The sequence below is a fragment of the Comamonas sp. C24C genome (genome assembly GCF_053345995.1).
On the sequence record NZ_JBKFBC010000008.1, the window covers coordinates 40,727 to 58,897 of the forward strand.

Consider the following 18,171-nt stretch of genomic DNA (forward strand, 5'->3'; position numbering starts at 1 on the left):
AGATCCTCGGTGCCGCGAAAGCCCAGACGGCTGATGTTGGCGCCGCCTGTGGAAATGCCGGTCTTGGAGGCTCCCGAGCCCCCCAGATGGGCCACGCCGACGTCGACGACGCCGAAAAGCTCGACCTTGGACTGCGCAAAAGCCGCGCCGGGCAAAGACGCCAGGCAGGCTAGCGCCACGCCGAGAGCCGGCGTATGGATGGATTTCATGGTTGGTCTCCTCTAGGGGTGGTGGGTTGTCTTCAGTTGCTAGCCCAGGGCCTCACTCGTCAATTCAGCATGGTCCAGCCAAGGGACGCCGAGGAAGGGCCCGGGCCGGCCGCGCAGCCCCGCACCGATGGTGTCGCCCCCCTCTCCCGCAAAGCGGATGTAGAGCGGGGGAAGGCGCGAAGCGACTCAGGAGGTGTCATATATCGAGGACCAGGCGCTCGCTCTTGCAGCCGGAGACGCAGACCATCATGACCTTGTTGGCGGCGCGCTCCTTGGGGCTGAGCACCGAGTCGCGGTGGTCGGGCACACCTTCCAGCACGCGGGTCTCGCAGGAGCCGCAGACGCCTTCGCAGCAGCTGTGGTCCACATCGACACCGGCGTCCAGCAGCGTGTCCAGCAAGGACTTGTCGGGCGTGATCTCGATGAAGCGGCCGCTGCGCTTGAGCTCCACCGTGTAGTTGCTGCGCGCATCGGACGATGCCTTGACTTCCACGGGCGTGAAGCGCTCGATATGGGCGTTGGCATGGCCGAGCTCGGCGCAGAACTTCTCGAAGGCGTCGAGCATGGGCGTCGGGCCGCAGGAATAGTGGTGCAGGCCCGCGTCGGGTGCGCGCTGCGCCAGCAATGCCCGCAGGTCGGGCGGGCCGCCCGCCTCTGCATCGAAGTGCAGATGCAGCGGCATGCCCAGGGCCTGCAGCTCGGCCAGAAAGGCCGCACTCTTGCGCTCGCGCGCAAAGTACAGCATCTCGAACGAATGCCCCAGGGCCTTGAGGCGGCGTGCCATGCACAGCATGGGCGTGATGCCGATGCCGCCGGCCACCAGCACCGAATGCGTCGCCGCCTCGTCGAGCGCGAAGTGGTTGCGCGGCTCGGAGATGGTGATGGGCATGCCCACGCGCAACGACTCGTGCACGCAGCGCGAGCCGCCGCGGCTGGCGCGGTCGCGCAGCACGCCGACCACGTAGCGGTGGCGCTCGCTGCTGTCGTTGGACAGGGAATAGCTGCGCACCAGCCCGTTGGGCAGGTGCAGGTCGATATGCGAGCCGGCCGTGAAGGCCGGGAACTCGCCGCCATCGACCGGGCGCAGTTCCACGCTGATGGTGTCCTGGGCCTCGAAGCGCAGCGTGTGCACAAAGGCCTGCAAGCTGTTGCTCATGATGCGATGCCTTCGTCGATCTGTTCCTGGGCCTGGCGACGCAGATGGCGGCGCAGGCGCACCAGGCCGATGTCATGCTGGTAGAGGTTCTCGCGCTCGTTGGCGTCGGCTTCCATCTGCTCCATCATGATGCGGTCCTGCTCCAGCACGGCCCAGTGGCGTGCCTCGAGGCGGTTGCGGTAGAGGAAGCGCCAGGTGTCGCGCATCCAGCCCTGCACCTTGCGCGCACGCCAGAAGAACACGGCACACAGGTCGGCGCTGATGGGCGTGACGCAGGCGACGATGGCAAAGTTGCCGCCGGGGCCGCCGGTCTTGGGATAGGGAATCTCCAGGCGCATCCACTGCGCGCCGGTTTCGCCGTATTCGGTCCAGTCGAAGTTCACGCCGCGCTGGCCGACCTTCTCGAACACAAAGCCGTGATCGGTGTCACGCACCTGGAAGCTGGCCTTGCTGTCGCCCTCGGCCATGGAGTGCGACTGCTTGTGCAGGAAGGTGCCGTGCATGGGATCCATGACGTTGTCCAGCGCATAGCGGTAGTCGCTGCGCCACTCGGCATAGCACAGGAAGTTCGAGTACTCGGGCGAGCTCAGTTCCTCGGGCAGGCTGAAATCGGGAGCCTCGTCCACATGCTTGTCGCTGTTGTAGAGGAAGATCGCGCCGTGCATCTCGCGCACATGGAAGGCCAGCGCAGCACGCGAGCCTTCGAGCTTGCAGCCGGGGCTGCCGGGCACCTTGGTCACCGTGCCGTCGCAGCGCACTTCCACGCCGTGGTAGGGGCAGGCCAGGCGGTCGCCCAGGATCACGCCCTGGGACAGCGGCGCGCCGCGATGCGGGCAATGGTCTTCCAGCGCATGGACCTGACCGGCAGCATCGCGCCACAGTGCGATCTTGCGGCCGAAGCGGCGCAGCGAGACGGGCTCGGTCTTGACGAAATCCGAAGGGCAGACCGCATACCAGAGGTTCTTCAGACCCGTATTGAGCAGACGGTCCACCGGATCGATGGTGATGGTTTGTACGTTCATGAGGTACTCCTGTCCTGTTCTGTCTCAATAGCCCAGACGGGCCATCAGTGCCTGAAAGCTGTCTTCCGTCCAGGGCTCGCCGTTCTCGCCGGCGGGGCCGCTGCGGTTGATGTAGGCCACCAGCTCGGGCAGCGTCTGCACGCCCTCGCCAAAGGCACGCTCAATGGAGTCGCCCAGCAGGTCTTCAAACAGGGTGGAGGCGCGCTCGCGCGCCTGATGCGGCTCGAGATATCGATCAGCGGCCATGGTTCTCTCCTTCGAAAACTGTCTTGAATCGTGGTTCTGCTTCATCGCCCTGAGCGCCGCCCCACACCGAGGGTGTCGCCCTCCTTGGGGGCGCCGTGCAACGGGAAGGCGCGAAGCGACTCAGGGGGTTGATCATTTAGTCGGCCCGGATATCCAGGTCCTTGATGAGCTTGCCGAAGCGGTTGTAGTCGGCAGCGTTGGTCTTTTCCAGACGTGCCGGCTCGCCGCCCGCAGGCAGGGCGCCGAAGGCCGCCATCTTGGCGACCACGTCCGGCATCCTCAGAATTTCATTGAGATGGGTGTTCAGCAGCTTGACGGTCTCGGGCTTCATGCCCTTGGGACCGAACAGGCCTTGCCAGGCCGACACTTCCACATCCTTGACGCCCTGCTCGGCCAGCGTGGGCACATTCGGTGCCAGCGGGCTGCGCTGTGCATCGGCCACGGCCAGCACATTGACCTTGCCGCCTGCGTAGGGCGCGATGGGGCCCCAGGTCATGAAGGTCGTGGGCACATGGCCGCCGATCAGGTCGTTGACTGCGGGCGCCACGCCCTTGTAGGGAATGTGGGACAGCTTGGTACCTGCGGCCTTATTGAACATCTCGCCCAGGATATGCATGGGCGAGCCGCTGCCGGGGCTGGCATAAGTCAGGCCGTCGCGCTTGCCCTGGCTCGCCAGGGTCTTGATGTCCTTGATGCCCGAGCCCTGGCTGGCGGCCACGAACATGGGCTGCACGCTGGTCTGCACGATGGGCGTGAAGCCGCCGAGCACGTCGTAGCTCGAACCCGCGTTGGTCTTGAGCACGAACTGGGCGATGGCAAAGGTATTGGGCGCCAGCAGCAAGGTGTAGCCGTCGGGTGCGGCCTTGGCCACATGCACGGTGCCGATGGTGCCGCTGGCACCGGGCCGGTTGTCCACCACCACGGGCTGGCCCAGTCGCTGGCCCAGCTTCTCGGCATACAGGCGCGCCATGGCATCGGTATCGCCGCCGGCCGGATAGGCCACGACGATGGTGATGGGCTTGCTCGGATAGGCTTGCGCCAGCGCGGAACCGGACATCTGGGCTGCAGCCAGCAATGCAGCAGCGATAACTACCTGGCGACGAATGTTTTTCATGAAATAGCCCGTGGGGTTGTGGAATCGTGGTGGGAGGGATACCGGCCAGCCGACGCTGCCAATGCCTCTTAATGCTTCTTGTCGGTCAGGAACTTGCCGTCGGCAGCGCCCACGCCCTTCTGACGCCGGGTGTTGCCGTCCAGGCCGCCGTCGATGGCCCACTCGGCGAACACCGTCGGGCCGGGCTCGAACTCGCGCGGCTGCCAGTCGGCCGTGAGCTGGTCCTCGTCGGCGTAGTACTCGACCAGGGCACCGGCCGGGTTCTTGAAGTACCAGAAATAGGCCGAGGACACGGGGTGGCGACCCGGGCCGAGCTGGGTGTCCCAGCCGCAGCGCGAGATATGCATGCCGCCGCCGAAGACTTCGTGGATGTCGCGCACGGTGAAGGCCACATGGTTCAGGCCGGCATGCTTATCGGGGCGCTGCAGCAAAAAGATGTCGTGGTGGCCGCCATCGGGCGCGGTGCGCAGAAAAGCGCCGCGCTCGGGGTAGCGGTCTGAGGCCGCGAAGCCGAAGTTCTCCACATAGAAGCGCTCGCAGGCCTGCACGTCCTTGACGAAGAACACCACATGGCCGACCTCGATGGGCTGGGCACGCTCATAGGCCGGGCTGGCCTGGTTGATGCGGCCCTTGCGGTCCCAGGTGTTGTACTCGGCGCTTTGCATCTGTACATCGCGCTTTTGCGTGAGCTGCAGGCGCACGGCCAGGCCGTTGGGGTCGGTGCAGCCGATGCGGCCATTGCCCTGAACGAAGCCTGGAAGCGCGCGGATGCGATCTGCATACAAAGTCAGGTCGGCTTCGCTTTCCACGCCCCAGACCACTTCGCGCAGCGTGGGGCCGGGCTCGATGGCGGGCGGCAGATCGGGGTGATTGGTGGCGGCCACGATCACGCGGCAGCCGTTCAGTGTCTCGAACACCAGCCGGTCGGCCTGCTCCTCGGCCAGGCTCAGGCCCCAGTCGAGGAAGAACTGGCGGCAGGCCGCCAGGTCGTCGGCGCCGTAGCTGATTTCGTCAATGCCCAGTACGCTCATGATGGTTCCTTAATTTGCCCAGGCCAAAGGCTGGTCGTTCAAACCCCAGTACAGGCTTTTCTGCTCCATGTACTGCTGTATTCCCAGCCGCCCCTTCTCGCGGCCCAGGCCGCTGTCGCGCCAGCCGCCGAAGGGCGTGGAGATGGAGAACTGCTTGTAGGTGTTGATCCACACAGTGCCGGCCTGCACCGCGCGGCCGATGCGCCAGGCGGCCTTGTAGTCGCGCGTCCAGATGCCGGCGGCCAGTGCGTAGACGCTGTCGTTGGCCTGCTCCAGCAGAGCCTCTTCGTCATCGAAGGGCATGGCAACGAGCACGGGGCCAAAGATCTCCTGCTGGCAGATCTGGTCGTTGTTGGTCACACCTTCAAGGATGGTCGGGCGGTAGTAGTAGCCGCGCTCGTACAGCGCGCCCTCGGGGCGGTGACCGCCGGTGCGCAGCTGACCGCCTTCGGACAGGCCCAGCTGCACATAGCTCTCGATGGATTCGCGGTGCTTGGCGGTGATCAGCGGGCCCATCTGGGTGCGCTCGTCTGCCGGATCGCCCACGCGCAAGGCGGCGGCCTTCGCTGTGAGGCGTTCCATGAAGTCGCCGTAGAGCTTGCGTGCCACGAACAGGCGCGAGCCGGCGATGCAGGACTCGCCCGAGGAGCTGAAGATGCCGTAGAGCACGCCGTTGACGGCGTGGTCGAGGTCGGCATCCTCCAGCACCATGGTGGCCGACTTGCCGCCCAGCTCCAGCGAGACGGGCATCATCTTGTCGGCCGCGATGCGGGCGATGTGCTTGCCGGTGGAAGTGCCGCCCGTGAAGGACACGCGCTTGACCAGCGGGTGCTTGGTGATGGCGTCGCCGATCACCGAGCCGCGGCCGGGCAGCACGCTGACGATGCCCTTGGGCACGCCGGCTTCTTCGCAGATCCTGGCCAGCTCCAGCGCCAGCAGCGGCGTGGCTTCGGCGGGCTTGACGACCACGGCATTGCCGGCGGCCAGCGCGGGAGCGAGCTTTTGCGCCTCGCTGGCGATGGGCGAATTCCACGGCGTGATGGCCGCGACCACGCCCATGGGCTCATAGACGCTCATGGTCATGAAGTCGCCACGCGAGGGCGTGATGGTCTCCTCCATGGTCTCGCAGGCCGCCGCGAAGAACTGGAAAGTGCCGGCGGCGCTGGCCACCAGGGCGCGCGTCTCGCTGATGGGCTTGCCGTTGTCCAGGCGCTGCAGCTGGGCCAGAGGCTCGGCGCGCTCGCGGATCAGCTGGGCCACGCGGTGCAGCACGGCGGCGCGCTCATGGGGCTTTTTCTGGGCCCAGCCGCTGGTGCGAAAGGCATGGTCGGCCTTCTCTATGGCCTCCTGCACATCGGCCAGGCTGGGGGCGCGCAGGCGGCCCACCACCTCGCCGGTCGCGGGGTAGAGCGTGGCGGACTCGTCGCCGCCGCCAAGACGCCATTCGCCGCCGATATTGATGGGGAGCAGTTCTAGGTTCGACATCGTGAAGCTCTTTCGTTCTTGCTGGTCGTGCTGGCTCATTGGCCCTTGGTGGTGGCCGGGATCTGGTCCAGCTTGTTCACCGGAGGGCCCGAGAACGTGGTCTTGAAGCTGCCGATGGCGCGCATGTCGATCTCGAGCAGGAAGGGGCCCTTCTTGCCCCAGGCGCCTTCCAGCACTGCAGGCAGCTCCTCTAGATCGCTGATGCGGGCATGAGGCAGCTTGATGGACGCGCACAGCTGGGCGTAGTCGGGGGTGTGCAGCTCCACATAGCAGCGGCGGCCGCCGTAGGACGCATCCTGGATGTTCTGGATCACGCCATAGCGCTGATCGTTCATCAGCACGATCATGGTGTCGCACTCCTCCTGCACCAGGGTGGCGAGCTCGCCCAGGTTCAGGATGAAGCCGCCGTCGCCGGCCAGGCCCAGGGTCTTGCGGCCCGAGCCGCTTTCGGCAGCGCCAATGGCCGCACCGATGGCCATGGGCATGCCCATGCCGATGCCGCCGCCCGTGGCGTGCACGCCCGCGTTGGACTCGAAGAAGCGCAGCTCGCGGTTGCCCCAGGTGCTGTTGGAGACTGTCACGTCACGCACCCAGTTGAAGTTGCGGCCCACGGCCTGCTGCAGCTGCTGCACCAGGGCGCTGTACGGGCCCAGGCCGTCGCGCATGGTGGCCACGACTTCGTCGTGCACCTGGCGCAGGTCGGCCAGCAGTTCGGGATCAGCCTTGTAACCGCGCGCTTCCAGGCGGTCGGCCAGACCGTTCAGAGCCAGGGCCGAGTCGCCGCAGACAAAGCCGTCATCCATATAGCAGCGGCCTTGCTGGGCGGCGTCCACATCGATGCGCAGCAGCGGGCGCGGCAGCTTGAGTTCGTACTTCAGGGTTTCGTTGCTGCGCAGGCGCGTGCCCACGGCCAGCATGGCGTCGCAGCGCTGGTAGAAGGCCTCGACGGGCTTCTGGATGTTGTAGGCGCCCAGCGAGGCGGGGTCGTCCTCGGGCACGATGCCGCGGCCCTGGCCGGTGCTCACGATGCCGAAGCCCAGGGCCTTCAGACGCTGCACCGCAGCGCCGGCATGGCGGGCGCCGCCGCCCAGCCAAAGCAGCGGGCGCCTGGCCTTGCCCAGTTGTTCGGCCAGCGCATCGAGCGCGGCCTCGCTGGGAGCCAGCACCGCCACCGGCAGGGGCGACAGATCGGCCGGCATGTCTATCAGCGCCTGCTGGATGTCGATCGGAATCTCCACACTGACCGGACCCGTGGGGGCGGTCATCGCGGTCTGCACCGCGGCCTTGAGCGTGGACAGGCAGGTCTCTGCGCTCAGCACGCGGAAGGCAGCCTTGGAGACGGACTTCAGCATGGTCAGTTGGTCCGGCGCCTCATGGATATAGGACAGCTTCTTGTCCAGATACTGGGTCTCTATCTGACCCGTGATGTGCAGCAGCGGCGTGCCGGCCGTGTAGGCTTCCACCAGGCTGCCGGCGATATTGCCCGAAGCCGGGCCGGTGCTGGTGATGCACACCCCCAGGCTGGAAGTGGAGCGCGCGCAGGCGTCGGCCATATTGCCCGCGCCGGCCTCGCCGCGTGCCATCACAAAGCGCACCTTGCCGCGAGCAAACATCGCGTCGAGGATGGGCATGTTGTGGATGGAGATCACCCCGAAGGCGGCCTTCACGTCGCAATGCTCGAGGAATTCGGCAACGACGGCGCCGACGGTGATTTGGTTTGCGGTGGATGTCATGTTCTGGTCTGAATTTCGTTAGTGGTCGAAGCCGGTGCGCCTCATGCACGGGATGCCAAGCAAGGGCCCAGGCGACCCCGCCAGTCCCCCATCCGCGAAGCGAGAGAGGGGGAAGCGGCGTAAGCCGCGCAGGGGGTGCTACGCATATCTCGAAAGGCCTCCGGAAACATCGATATGGCTGCCGGTCGTATATGAAGACAGGGGCGTGGCAAGGTAGAAGATGGCTCGCGCGGCTTCGGCGGGTGAGCCCAGGCGGCCCAGCGGAATGGACTTCTTGCGAGCCAGCTCGGCGCTCCACTGCTCCCAGCTCTGGCTGCGGTCCTCTCGGGCATCGAAGCGGCGGCGCCACTGGCCGGACTCGATCAGGCCTACCAGGATGCCGTTGACGCGCACGCCCTTGGGCGCGAACTCGGTGGCCATGGAGCGCACCAGGTTCTTGAGACCGGCGCGCGCCGCCGAGGTCGCGACCATGTGGGGCTCGGGCTGGGAGGCCAGCAGCGAGTTCACGCAGACAATCGCCGACTCCGTGCCGCGCTCGAGCTGGGGCAGAAAGGCGCGCGTGGGATGCAGCACCGAGAAGAACTTCAGGTGCAGCTCCTCGGTCCAGGCTTCGTCGCTGGTGTTCTCGAAGGTCGAGACACGGCCCTGTCCGGCGTTGTTGATAAGAATGGAAGCCGGGCCCAGCGCCGCTTCGCTGGCGCGCGCAAACTGCTGCACCTGCTCGGCATTGAGCACGTCGCAGGCCTGGGCGAACAGGCGCTCGCGGGCCTCGGGGTGGCGCTCGAGCAGTTGCTTGACGGCCTGCTCCAGACGCTCGGGGTTGCGGCCACACAGGGCCACGCGGGCTCCCTGGGCCAGCAGCAGCTCCACGGTGGCCAGGCCTATGCCCGAAGAGCCGCCGGTGACGACGGCCGTGGCGTCGAGTTTGAAATCATGCATGGCCGCCTCCTGCGCGCCTTGAAGTAATGGACAGAACCTGCGCGCTGGACTGCGGCCGGTAGTTGAGCAGCTCCGACAGTTCGTCGGCCGCCGCGCAGACGCGCGGCACCAGCTCCGTCTGGCGCTCGGGATCGATCTGGGCCGAGGCCAGGGTCACGCCAAGGGCCGCGATGACGCGGCCGCTGTGGTCGCGCACGGGCGCGGCGATGGTGGAGATCGAGCTTTCGTAGAAGCCGGCACCGGCCACATGGCCGCGCTCGCGATCGGACTGAACCAGATCGAAGAGCTCGATCACGGTCCTGGGCGTATTGGGCGAATGGCCTTCCAGATGCTCCTCGGGATAGAGGGCACGCAGCTCGGGCAGCGAAAGGTCGGCCAGCAGGATGCGACCCAGCAGCGTGGCATGGGCAGGCAGCCGCGTACCCACGCGCACCGAGCTGGTCAGCGGCGTCGGTGGCGTGACCTTGGCCACATAGACGATGGAGCGGCCGTCGCGCACCACGATGTTGCAGGGGAAGCGGATTTCCTCGCACAGCCGCGCGATCACGGGCTGGCCCAGCTCGGTCAGGTCCATGGAGGACAGGAACTCGAAGCCCAGACGCAGCACGGACAGGCCCAGCCGGTAGTCGTTGCCGCCCTCGGCGCGCTGCAGAAAGCCCATGCTCTCCAGCGTGTTGAGCATGCGGAACACCGTGGCGCGTGGCAGCTGCAGACGACGCGCCAGCTCGGGCGCGCCCAGCGCTGCGTTGTCGCGACCGAACTCCTGCAGCAGGCGCAGACCGCGCTCCAGCGCGGGCACCATGTACTTTTCGGAGCCGCCGTCGACGACGCTGTCGATCGCGTTCTCGGATGGGGAAGAACCTGACATCTCCAACTCCTCAATTCGTTGCCAGCGCCACCCCGCATCGGGGCTGGCGTGCCCCGTTGGGGCATGGCGCGAAGCGACTCAGGGGGCTCTTCATTTTTCAGTTCATGACGAAGCCGCCGTTGACGGGCAGCACCTGGCCAGTCACAAAGCGCGCACCGTCGGACAGCAGATAGGACACGGCACCCGAGACGTCCTCGGGCCCCTGCTCGCGCTGCAGCGCGCGCTGGTCGATGTAGAGGCGATGGCGATGCTCGGGCACGTACTCGGTGGCCTCGACCAGCACCAGGCCAGGAGCCACGGCATTGATGGTGATGGCATCCGCGCCCAGCTCGCGAGCCATGGAACGCGTCATGGCCATCACGGCTCCCTTGCTGGCCACATAGGCCATCAGGTTGGGAGCGCCCCACATGGCAGTGTCGGAAGCCAGATTGACGATGGCACCGCGACCGCTGTCCTTGAGAGCCGCGCGGCAGGCACGGGTCATCAGCCAGACGCCGCGCACATTGACGTTCATCACCTGGTCCCATTTGTCCAGGGCAATGTCGTCCATGCCCCTGCCGCCGGAGTCCGTCACGGCCGCGTTGTTGACCAGGCCATCCAGACCGCCGAGGGTCTGCACGGCCTGCTGTGCGCACTGTTCTATGGAAGCCGGGTTGCTGGCATCAAAGGCGACGCCGTGAGCCTCGAAGCCCATGGCGCGCAGCTTGGCAACGGCTTCGTTCAGCAGTTCAGCGCGCAGATCGGCCATCACAAGCTGCGCCCCCTGCTGGCACAGCGTCTGCGCAAAAGCAAAACCCAGACCGCGCGCAGCGCCGGTCACAAGGATCCGGCGCCCAGCGAGCTGACCGGTGGAAGGCATGGTGTTGAGGGTCATCTTAAACCTTGTTTGTTTCAAATATGAAATGACACTTTTTTCTTGAAACAAGCCTGCAGTTTAGTGAGCCTTCTTTTGAGTCAATACCCGGAGAAACCCGTAGTTCCCACCCCACAGCGACACACGGGCGTAAAAAAACCGCGACAAGCGCGGTTGAAAGGAAAACGGGGCAACAAAAGGTATCCGGCCTGCCGCTGTGTGCAGGCCGGGTCGAAGCTGATCAATATTGATAGCTTTTAGCGCCTGTCAATAAATGAATACAGGCTAATAACGACATGAAAATACCGTGCATCAAGCAATACAAGCTACAAAATCGCTAGCAAACCCTCTGACCCTTCGCAGGCGTCAGACGTAGAAAATCCAGCACCACGCGTTGCGCGTAGCGGCTTGCCACAGTGCGCACGAAATCCGAGAAGTCCACATGGGCGCTGTCGTCCGCCCGGTCCGAGATGGTGCGCATCGCAGCAAAAGGCATTTCGTAATCCAGGCAGGTCTGGGCCACGGCAGCACCCTCCATCTCCACCGCCAGCACGGCGTGGCCGGCGGCCTCCAGATCGGCCCTGAGCTGCGCGCTGGCCTGGCGCGAGCTGACAAACTGATCGCCGCTGGCAATCAGTCCCTGATGCACACGGGCCGAAGCATACGAAGCCACGATGCCCGAGCGCAGTGCCGAGTCGGCGGCCTGCACCAGTCGGTCGGTCGCCGCCTCGTCGCAGGCCAGGGTGCTGCGACCGTAGCCGGGCAACTGCCAGCGCGGAAAGATCGGCGAGGCATCCATGTCATGCTGCAGGAAAGTCCGCGCGATCACCACATCGCCCACATTCACATCCGCGCCGATCCCGCCCGCCACGCCGGTGAACAGAATGCCGCGCACGCCAAAGCGCTCGATCAGCGCGGCAGTGGTGGTGGCGGCGGCCACCTTGCCTATGCCCGACAGCGCACACACCACCTCATGCCCGTGCAGCCGGCCCAGCCAGAAGTCGCGCCCGGCATGGCGCAGGCATTGCATGTCCTGCATGGCGTCGACCAGGCCGTGTTGTTCTTCGGCAAGAGCGCTGAGAATGGCGAGCGTCATGGATGAGGGTACTCCGGAACATGGGCCAGGCGGCCCTGGTGAAAGCACGAAAGAAAGCACAAAAGCGGCACCAGGCCGCTTTTGGAGGATGCGCAAGAGGCGAGATTAGAGCACGAGGGCTTATTGCGCCTCGATGTCATGACTTTTGATGATGGGCGCCCAGAGCCCGGTTTCCTTGCGGATCAGCTCGCCGAAGGCCTCGCCCTTGACCACCCAGGGCGTCATGCCCTGTGCCTTGAGCTGATTGAGCGCAGCCGAGGTCTTCAGAATCTTGTCGATATCCTCGCCCAGCTGCTTGACCACCTCTGGCGGCGTGTTCTTCGGAGCCAGCACGCCATACCAGGAGGAAATGGCAATCCCCGGCACGCCGGCTTCGGCCAGGGTCGGCACATTGGGCAAGAAGCCCGAGCGCGCGCCGTCGGTCACGGCCAGCGCGCGCAGCTTGCCCGACTGCACATGGGGCAGCACGGTGGGCAGATTGGCCACGATCATGGGAATGGTGCCGCCCAGCACATCGGTCACGCCCTGGGTCGAGCCCTTGTAGGCCACATGCATGATGTCCGCGCCCGACTTGTCCTTGAACAGCTCGCCCGCCAGATGCAGGCTGGAGCCCACGCCGGGCGAAGCATAGCTGATGGAGTTGGGCTTGGCCTTGGACAGCGCAACCAGCTCCTGAACCGACTTGGCCGGCACCTGCGGATTGACCGCAATGACATTGGCCGTGCGCCCCATGGAAGCCACGGGCACGAAGTCGCCGAACACGCTGTAGGGCAGCTTGGGCATCAGCGTCGGGTTGATGGTCAGATTGCCCTGCGGCACGACCAGCAGCGTATGGCCGTCAGGCTTGGCGCGCTTGACCATGTCGATGCCGATATTGCCGCTGGCTCCGGGACGGTTATCGACGATGGCGGCCTGCTTGTAGTGCTCGGTCAGGCCGGTCGCCAGAATGCGCGCCAGGATGTCGACAGGACCGCCAGCGGGGAAAGGCGCGATGACGGTGAACTGCGCAGCGGAAAGCTGCTCGGTGGCGGTCGCTGCATGAGCGACGGGCAGGGCCAGGACGCTGGCCAGTGCCAGGCAGGATTTGAGAAATTCGGAGCGTTGCATGAGGGTTCCAGAGGGTGGAGATGTCAAGCCGGCCGAGGTTCGATGCGCGCCCTGTTTGATGACGCGCAAGGAAATATTCGCACAGGCGTGACACCATGCTGAAGTGGGGAGATCTGCTTGCAGGTTTCAGCAACAAGCAAGAGAGGTGCCAAGCCCATGGCGCGCATGACACCGCAGACCTGGCGCCGGATCAGATGGCCAGCGGCGCCACGTTGTTGAGCACCGAGCGCACAACGCTGTACACCGTCAGCGCCGATGTCTTGGGGTTGGCCGCCAGCGGCTTGCCGCGCATGGTCAGCTCCATGGCGCCGAAAGCACCCCGCGCCTCGACCTGGTGCACGTTCTCGTGGACGCCAGGATCGGCAAACAGACGCACCATGGTCTTGTCCAGCCCCAGTCCGGCCAGCGACAAGGTGGCCGCCACATTGGCATTCTTGGGATAGAGCTGTGCGGCCTCGCGCGCCGAGCCCTCGAAAATGCAGAAGGCCTCGGTCAGGCTGTCCAGATCACAGACCTGCTCGGCCGGAGTGCCACTCCAGGCCTTGGGCGGCTTGCGGCCCGTGTAAACCACCGTCTCCAGTCCGCCGACACGCGCCGCCGCCAGCGCATCTATGCCGCCGATGGCGCCCGACAACAGCTGGGCCTGCGTCTTGCCGGCCTCGGCCGCGGCCTGTACGCGCTCGGCCATGCCCGGGGCACTCAAGGCGCCTATGGATGCGATGACCGCCGGAATGCCGCGCGTCAGGGCCGGCAGCACATGCTCTTCAATGGCGGCATGACCCGCGCATTCCACCAGCAGATCCGGCACCGCATCGCCAGGCAAGGCCTGCAGCAGCTGCGCCTGTGGTGCCAGGCGGGCAGCCGTCTCGCGCACCGCTGGCGTGATCTCGGGAACCAGTATCCAACCCACCTGCAGCCGGGTATCTCCGCTCAAAAGCTCCAGCACACTGGAGCCAATCGCGCCGCAGCCAATCAAAGCAATATTTTTCATCTCTAGCTTCCTGAAAAATGCGCTGGCCCGGCGTGATCGGGGGTCAGCGCAAATGGTCCGGGTGCTGCTGGCGCAAATGAGCGGACAGGGCTTCTGCCGCCTCTTGCACCTTCTGCACCCAGAGCTGGGTTTTCTCGGGCACCAGCTCGGTAAACGGAATGGCCATGGCCAGTCCTGCAACCACCCGCCCATCTGCGGCGCGCACCGGCGCTGCAATACTGGAAACACCTGGCTCGTAAAAGCCCTCGCCCATGGCGTAGCCACGCTCACGGTCCTGGACCAGCAGGCCCAGCAGCTCGTCGATGTTGCGCGGCGTGCTCTCGGAGAACTGGGGCAATTCCTCGCCGCCAAACACCGAGCGCAGTTGCGCGGCATCCATGTCATGCAGCAGGGCTCGCCCCAGCACCGTCGCATGTGCAGGCAAGCGCGAGCCCACGCGCACAGCCCCCTGGAACGCTCCGGCCGGAGTGACGCGTGCCACATAGACCACGGAGGTGCCGTCACGCAATGCAAGATTGCTGGTCATGCCCAGCTCATCGCACAAGGCCTGCAGCGCAGGCTCGGCCAGTTGCGCCAGCGGCTGGGTGGACAGGTAGTCGTAGCCCAGACGCAGCACGGCCAGACCGAGTCGGTATTCGGTACCGCTGCGCTGCAGATACCCCGAGTTTTCAAGCGTGGTCAACATCCGAAACACCGTGGAACGCGGCAGCTCGAGGTTGCGCGCCAGCTCGGGCGCGCTCCAGACAGGTTGCTCCGGGCCAAAGCAGGCCAGCAGGCGCAGTCCTCGTTCGAGGGCCGGCACGGTGTAACGGTCTTGGTCGTTGGTTGAAATCTCTGGGGTTTCGCTCATGGCAATCAGCTGGTGTTGGGCAAATAGCTTTGGTTCAACAAAGATGCCAGCCTATGCGCAACCTCCACAGGTTGTTCCACGGGTGAAGCATGACCGGCAGCCGCAAGCGTACCGTAGTGCGCGCCCAGCAACTCGGACCAGGCTTTGCAAGCTGCAGGCGGAGTCACCACGTCGTGCTCGCCGACCCAGACCTGAACCGGCATGTCCAGCCTGCCCTGTGCCTGCGCCAGATCGCTGCCGCAGAGCAGCTCGACCGCCTGCGCATAGCCCTGCGACTGCATGCGCGCCGTATTCCAGCGCACCCATGCACGCACGGCTTCAGGGGCTTCGGAAGACACCAGACGCTGGTCGATGACGGCCGCCAGGCCGGCGACACCTTTCTCGGCCAGCGAAGCCAGACGTCCTTCGCGCACCTTGGCTTGCTGCTCGGCCTTGGCCGCTGCGCCGTAACCACCGGCCGGGCTGATGAGCACCAGTTGCTCGACCAGTCCGGGGGCCGCCGTGACTGCCAGTCTGGCAGCCATCAGGGCGCCCAGGGAATGACCGACCAGCAGACAGCGCCGCACGCCCAGCACCAGCAGTGACTGGGCCAGCGCCTGCGCATAGTCGGTATCGGCAGGCGCGGCTGGCGCCAGCGGCGTCGACACGCCATAGCCGGGTGCATCCCAAGCCAGAACGCGCGCCTTGTCACCCAGCTGCAGCGCCACATCCAGCCAGGAGGCAGCCCCGGAGCTGATGCCATGCAGCAGCACCACCGCAAAATCGGAGCTGGCATCGCCCGCCTCGCGCCAGGCGACCTGAGCGTTCTGCGGGAGCTTTACCAGCCGCTCGGGAAATCCGGTCTGCAGCAGCTGCAGCTTCGGCGACAGCAAATCCTCGTGCATGACGAAGCTCAGCGCTTGATCTTGGCCAGAGGATGCTCGGGCGGATAGGTCGGCGTGACGGGCTTCTTGGCGCCCAGCATCACGCACATCAGCGCATCTTCGTCACCGACGTTGATCTCTTCGCGGTAGACGCCGGGCGGCACCGAAACCACATCGCGATCGGTCAGGATGGTCTCGAAACGCTCGCCGTCCTTTTCCAGCACCAGCTTGAGCTTGCCGCGCATCACGAAGAACACCTCTTCGACATCGGTGTGCAGATGCGAAGGGCCTTCATGGCCGGCAGGAATCACCATGGTGGAGAAGGTGAAGTTCTCCGACGGAATGGTGTTGCTGTCGGAGGCCACACCCGTGCCACCGGTGCCGATGTAGCGCATCTGGCCGCGACGGTACTTGGGGTCGAAATCGGCCTGGAACTTCAGGGCATCGAAGTCGTACTTGCGCGTGGCAAAACGCGCAATGCGTGTGTTCATCCAGTCTTCAAAGCTGGAGCCCTCGGGGCGATCCCAAGTGCGGGCATTGTTGTCCTGTGCGATATCGCTCATATGTCTCTCCTGAAACCGTTGGTGAACACAAAAAGCGATCTGCTTTTTGTTTTACTAATAAAACCAGGTTCATTTGGCGAAACAATTATAAGAAGACTTGCTTGATCGCAACAAGCACATTTCTTTGCCAGCGAGGTCTTGTCGCCTTTTCACCGAGGCAAATGCCTGATTTCAGACGCAAAAAAAGGAGCGCCAAGCGCTCCTGTGAACTCGCCTTGAAGGACAAGATGAAAACTCTCAGGCGTCGCGCAGCTCCCTGCGCAGGATCTTGCCCACCGGGGTCTTGGGCAGATCGCTGCGAAAGACGATGTGGCGCGGACGCTTGTAGCCGGTCAGATTGGCATGGCAGTAGTCGCGGATGACCTGCTCGGTCAGTGCCGGATCCTTTTTGACGACGATGAGCTTGATGGCCTCGCCGGACTTCTCGTCGGGCACACCGACCACCGCGCACTCGAGCACGCCAGGGCAGTTGGAGACCACGTCCTCCACCTCGTTGGGATAGACGTTGAAGCCGCTGACGATGACCATGTCCTTTTTGCGATCCACGATCTTCACAAAGCCACGCTCGTCCATGGTGCCGATGTCACCGGTCAGGAAGTAGCCATCGGCCGTCATGACCTTGGCGGTTTCGTCGGGGCGCTGCCAGTAGCCGGCCATGACCTGCGGGCCCAGCACGGCGACTTCGCCGGGCTGGCCGAGTTCGTTCACATCCCGGCCATCGCTGTCGACCAACTTCACATAGGTGCTGGGCAGGGGCACGCCTATGGTGCCCGAGTAAGCCGTGGCCGTGACCGGGTTGCAGGTCACCGAGGGGCTGGTTTCCGAGAGGCCATAGCCCTCGCAGATGGGGCAGCCGGTCTTCTTGAGCCACAGCTCGGCCACGGCGCTCTGCACGGCCATGCCGCCGCCCACCGAGACCTTGAGATGGCTCCAGTCCACGGTATCGAAGTCGGGGTGGTTAGCCAGCCCGTTGAACAAGGTGTTCACGGCCGGAAAGCTGTGGAAACGGTGCCTGGACAGCTCCTTGAGCGTAGCCTTGAGATCGCGCGGATTGGGGATCAGCACGGTCTTGCCGCCGGTACGCATGGCCAGCATCATGTTCACCGTGAACGCGAAGATGTGATAGAGCGGCAGCGCGCAGATGCTGGTGGGCTGCTCGCCTGCCGGCACCTTCTTCATGGCGGGCTCGTTCCAGGCTTCGGACTGCAGCACGTTGGCAATGATGTTCCTGTGCAGCAGCACGGCACCCTTGCTCACGCCCGTGGTGCCGCCCGTGTATTGCAGCAGCGCCATGTCGTCGGCCTTGAGCACCGGCACCTTCAGGCTGGCGCCACGCCCCTTGGCCAGCGCGTCCTTGAAGCGCACGGCACCGGGCAGGCTGAAGGCCGGCACCAGCTTCTTGACGGAGCGCACCACGTAATTGACCAGCATGCCTTTCAAAAGGCCCAGCTCGTCGCCCATGGCGCAGAGTACGATGTGCTGCACGGCGCTGCCATGCATGCCGTCCTGCAGCGTCTTGGCGAAGTTCTCGATGATGACGATGGCCTTGGCGCCCGAGTCCTTGAGCTGATGCTCGAGCTCGCGTGCCGTGTAGAGCGGGTTGACGTTGACCAGCACATAGCCGGCACGCAGCACCCCGGCCACCGCCACCGGGTACTGAGGAATATTGGGCATCATCAGCGCCACGCGGTCGCCGCGCTGCAGCCCCAGGCTTTGGAGATAGGCGGCAAAGACCTTGCTCTGGGCATCGACCTGGGCGAAGGTCAGCTCCTTGCCCATGAAGGAATAGGCCACCTTGTCGGCATGCTTGGCAAATGCCTCCTCCATCAGGGCCACCAGCGATGGATACTGGGACGCGTCAATGTCCGCAGGAACTCCCTCTGGATATGCATTCAGCCAAGGACGGTCACTCATTCTTCTGTCTCCGTGTCTTATCGTCTGATCCGGCCATTGTGATAAAAAGCACGGTCGTTCGATACTGTAGTAACCCTAGGAAACAGGCGGGATCACCTTGGTAACAGAAGTCAAAACCCATGAAAAAAGGA

Annotated in this window: 18 protein-coding genes; all 18 read right to left on the bottom strand. The window is 64.9% G+C overall.

What is annotated here, in order from left to right; genetic code table 11:
* On the bottom strand, positions 1–209 hold a 209-nt coding region (locus ACLBXN_RS15495), incomplete at its 3' end, for a porin (RefSeq protein ID WP_447612731.1).
* A gap of 196 nt (positions 210–405) precedes the next feature.
* On the bottom strand, positions 406–1,365 hold the full coding sequence (locus tag ACLBXN_RS15500; RefSeq protein WP_043004674.1) for a PDR/VanB family oxidoreductase: 960 nt from the start codon (positions 1,363–1,365) through the stop codon (positions 406–408).
* Complete coding sequence (locus ACLBXN_RS15505) at positions 1,362–2,387, bottom strand: aromatic ring-hydroxylating oxygenase subunit alpha (RefSeq protein ID WP_019044145.1); 1,026 nt, start codon at positions 2,385–2,387, stop codon at positions 1,362–1,364. Before ACLBXN_RS15505 ends, ACLBXN_RS15500 begins: the two co-directional genes overlap by 4 nt.
* A 24-nt stretch (positions 2,388–2,411) precedes the next feature.
* Positions 2,412–2,633: a recombinase-like helix-turn-helix domain-containing protein gene (locus ACLBXN_RS15510; protein WP_003060438.1), complete on the bottom strand. Its 222-nt coding sequence runs from the start codon at positions 2,631–2,633 to the stop codon at positions 2,412–2,414.
* 136 nt (positions 2,634–2,769) lie between these two features.
* Entirely contained in the window at positions 2,770–3,747 is a 978-nt protein-coding gene (locus ACLBXN_RS15515) for a Bug family tripartite tricarboxylate transporter substrate binding protein (protein WP_043004673.1), read from the bottom strand.
* A 68-nt stretch (positions 3,748–3,815) separates the two neighbouring features.
* Positions 3,816–4,778: a VOC family protein gene (locus tag ACLBXN_RS15520; protein ID WP_447612732.1), complete on the bottom strand. Its 963-nt coding sequence runs from the start codon at positions 4,776–4,778 to the stop codon at positions 3,816–3,818.
* A gap of 9 nt (positions 4,779–4,787) precedes the next feature.
* The gene (locus tag ACLBXN_RS15525) at positions 4,788–6,263 is read right to left on the bottom strand and encodes an aldehyde dehydrogenase (protein WP_447612733.1); all 1,476 of its coding nucleotides are present in this window, start codon (positions 6,261–6,263) and stop codon (positions 4,788–4,790) included.
* Between the two features lie 35 nt (positions 6,264–6,298).
* A complete protein-coding gene (locus ACLBXN_RS15530) occupies positions 6,299–7,996 on the bottom strand; it encodes a thiamine pyrophosphate-binding protein (RefSeq protein ID WP_447612734.1) in 1,698 nt (565 codons plus the stop codon).
* A 138-nt stretch (positions 7,997–8,134) separates the two neighbouring features.
* Positions 8,135–8,935, bottom strand: coding sequence for an SDR family oxidoreductase (locus tag ACLBXN_RS15535; protein ID WP_447612735.1), 801 nt, complete (start codon positions 8,933–8,935; stop codon positions 8,135–8,137).
* Positions 8,928–9,803: an IclR family transcriptional regulator gene (locus ACLBXN_RS15540; RefSeq protein ID WP_211458319.1), complete on the bottom strand. Its 876-nt coding sequence runs from the start codon at positions 9,801–9,803 to the stop codon at positions 8,928–8,930. Before ACLBXN_RS15540 ends, ACLBXN_RS15535 begins: the two co-directional genes overlap by 8 nt.
* Positions 9,804–9,900: 97 nt before the next feature.
* Positions 9,901–10,677 carry an SDR family oxidoreductase gene (locus tag ACLBXN_RS15545; RefSeq protein WP_447612736.1) on the bottom strand — a complete coding sequence of 259 codons (777 nt, stop codon included), beginning with the start codon at positions 10,675–10,677 and terminating at the stop codon, positions 9,901–9,903.
* A gap of 316 nt (positions 10,678–10,993) precedes the next feature.
* A complete protein-coding gene (locus ACLBXN_RS15550; protein WP_447612737.1) occupies positions 10,994–11,752 on the bottom strand; it encodes a 5'-methylthioadenosine/adenosylhomocysteine nucleosidase in 759 nt (252 codons plus the stop codon).
* A gap of 120 nt (positions 11,753–11,872) precedes the next feature.
* A complete protein-coding gene (locus ACLBXN_RS15555) occupies positions 11,873–12,859 on the bottom strand; it encodes a Bug family tripartite tricarboxylate transporter substrate binding protein (protein WP_447612738.1) in 987 nt (328 codons plus the stop codon).
* A 190-nt stretch (positions 12,860–13,049) separates the two neighbouring features.
* On the bottom strand, positions 13,050–13,850 hold the full coding sequence (locus ACLBXN_RS15560) for an aspartate dehydrogenase (RefSeq protein WP_447612739.1): 801 nt from the start codon (positions 13,848–13,850) through the stop codon (positions 13,050–13,052).
* Positions 13,851–13,893: 43 nt separating this feature from the next.
* Entirely contained in the window at positions 13,894–14,700 is an 807-nt protein-coding gene (locus ACLBXN_RS15565) for an IclR family transcriptional regulator (protein WP_043004662.1), read from the bottom strand.
* A gap of 5 nt (positions 14,701–14,705) precedes the next feature.
* Positions 14,706–15,584 carry an alpha/beta fold hydrolase gene (locus ACLBXN_RS15570; RefSeq protein ID WP_447612740.1) on the bottom strand — a complete coding sequence of 293 codons (879 nt, stop codon included), beginning with the start codon at positions 15,582–15,584 and terminating at the stop codon, positions 14,706–14,708.
* Between the two features lie 8 nt (positions 15,585–15,592).
* Positions 15,593–16,126, bottom strand: a complete 534-nt coding sequence (locus ACLBXN_RS15575; protein WP_003060408.1) for a cupin domain-containing protein — start codon at positions 16,124–16,126, stop codon at positions 15,593–15,595.
* Positions 16,127–16,363: 237 nt separating this feature from the next.
* A complete protein-coding gene (locus ACLBXN_RS15580) occupies positions 16,364–18,040 on the bottom strand; it encodes a long-chain-fatty-acid--CoA ligase (RefSeq protein WP_447612741.1) in 1,677 nt (558 codons plus the stop codon).
* Positions 18,041–18,171: the final 131 nt, after the last annotated feature.

Coding starts and splice junctions, on each gene's coding strand:
- ACLBXN_RS15500 (WP_043004674.1), bottom strand. CDS start 1,365: ATGAGCAACAGCTTGCAGGCCTTTGTGCACACGCTGCGCTTCGAGGCC.
- ACLBXN_RS15505 (WP_019044145.1), bottom strand. CDS start 2,387: ATGAACGTACAAACCATCACCATCGATCCGGTGGACCGTCTGCTCAAT.
- ACLBXN_RS15510 (WP_003060438.1), bottom strand. CDS start 2,633: ATGGCCGCTGATCGATATCTCGAGCCGCATCAGGCGCGCGAGCGCGCC.
- ACLBXN_RS15515 (WP_043004673.1), bottom strand. CDS start 3,747: ATGAAAAACATTCGTCGCCAGGTAGTTATCGCTGCTGCATTGCTGGCT.
- ACLBXN_RS15520 (WP_447612732.1), bottom strand. CDS start 4,778: ATGAGCGTACTGGGCATTGACGAAATCAGCTACGGCGCCGACGACCTG.
- ACLBXN_RS15525 (WP_447612733.1), bottom strand. CDS start 6,263: ATGTCGAACCTAGAACTGCTCCCCATCAATATCGGCGGCGAATGGCGT.
- ACLBXN_RS15530 (WP_447612734.1), bottom strand. CDS start 7,996: ATGACATCCACCGCAAACCAAATCACCGTCGGCGCCGTCGTTGCCGAA.
- ACLBXN_RS15535 (WP_447612735.1), bottom strand. CDS start 8,935: ATGCATGATTTCAAACTCGACGCCACGGCCGTCGTCACCGGCGGCTCT.
- ACLBXN_RS15540 (WP_211458319.1), bottom strand. CDS start 9,803: ATGTCAGGTTCTTCCCCATCCGAGAACGCGATCGACAGCGTCGTCGAC.
- ACLBXN_RS15545 (WP_447612736.1), bottom strand. CDS start 10,677: ATGACCCTCAACACCATGCCTTCCACCGGTCAGCTCGCTGGGCGCCGG.
- ACLBXN_RS15550 (WP_447612737.1), bottom strand. CDS start 11,752: ATGACGCTCGCCATTCTCAGCGCTCTTGCCGAAGAACAACACGGCCTG.
- ACLBXN_RS15555 (WP_447612738.1), bottom strand. CDS start 12,859: ATGCAACGCTCCGAATTTCTCAAATCCTGCCTGGCACTGGCCAGCGTC.
- ACLBXN_RS15560 (WP_447612739.1), bottom strand. CDS start 13,850: ATGAAAAATATTGCTTTGATTGGCTGCGGCGCGATTGGCTCCAGTGTG.
- ACLBXN_RS15565 (WP_043004662.1), bottom strand. CDS start 14,700: ATGAGCGAAACCCCAGAGATTTCAACCAACGACCAAGACCGTTACACC.
- ACLBXN_RS15570 (WP_447612740.1), bottom strand. CDS start 15,584: ATGCACGAGGATTTGCTGTCGCCGAAGCTGCAGCTGCTGCAGACCGGA.
- ACLBXN_RS15575 (WP_003060408.1), bottom strand. CDS start 16,126: ATGAGCGATATCGCACAGGACAACAATGCCCGCACTTGGGATCGCCCC.
- ACLBXN_RS15580 (WP_447612741.1), bottom strand. CDS start 18,040: ATGAGTGACCGTCCTTGGCTGAATGCATATCCAGAGGGAGTTCCTGCG.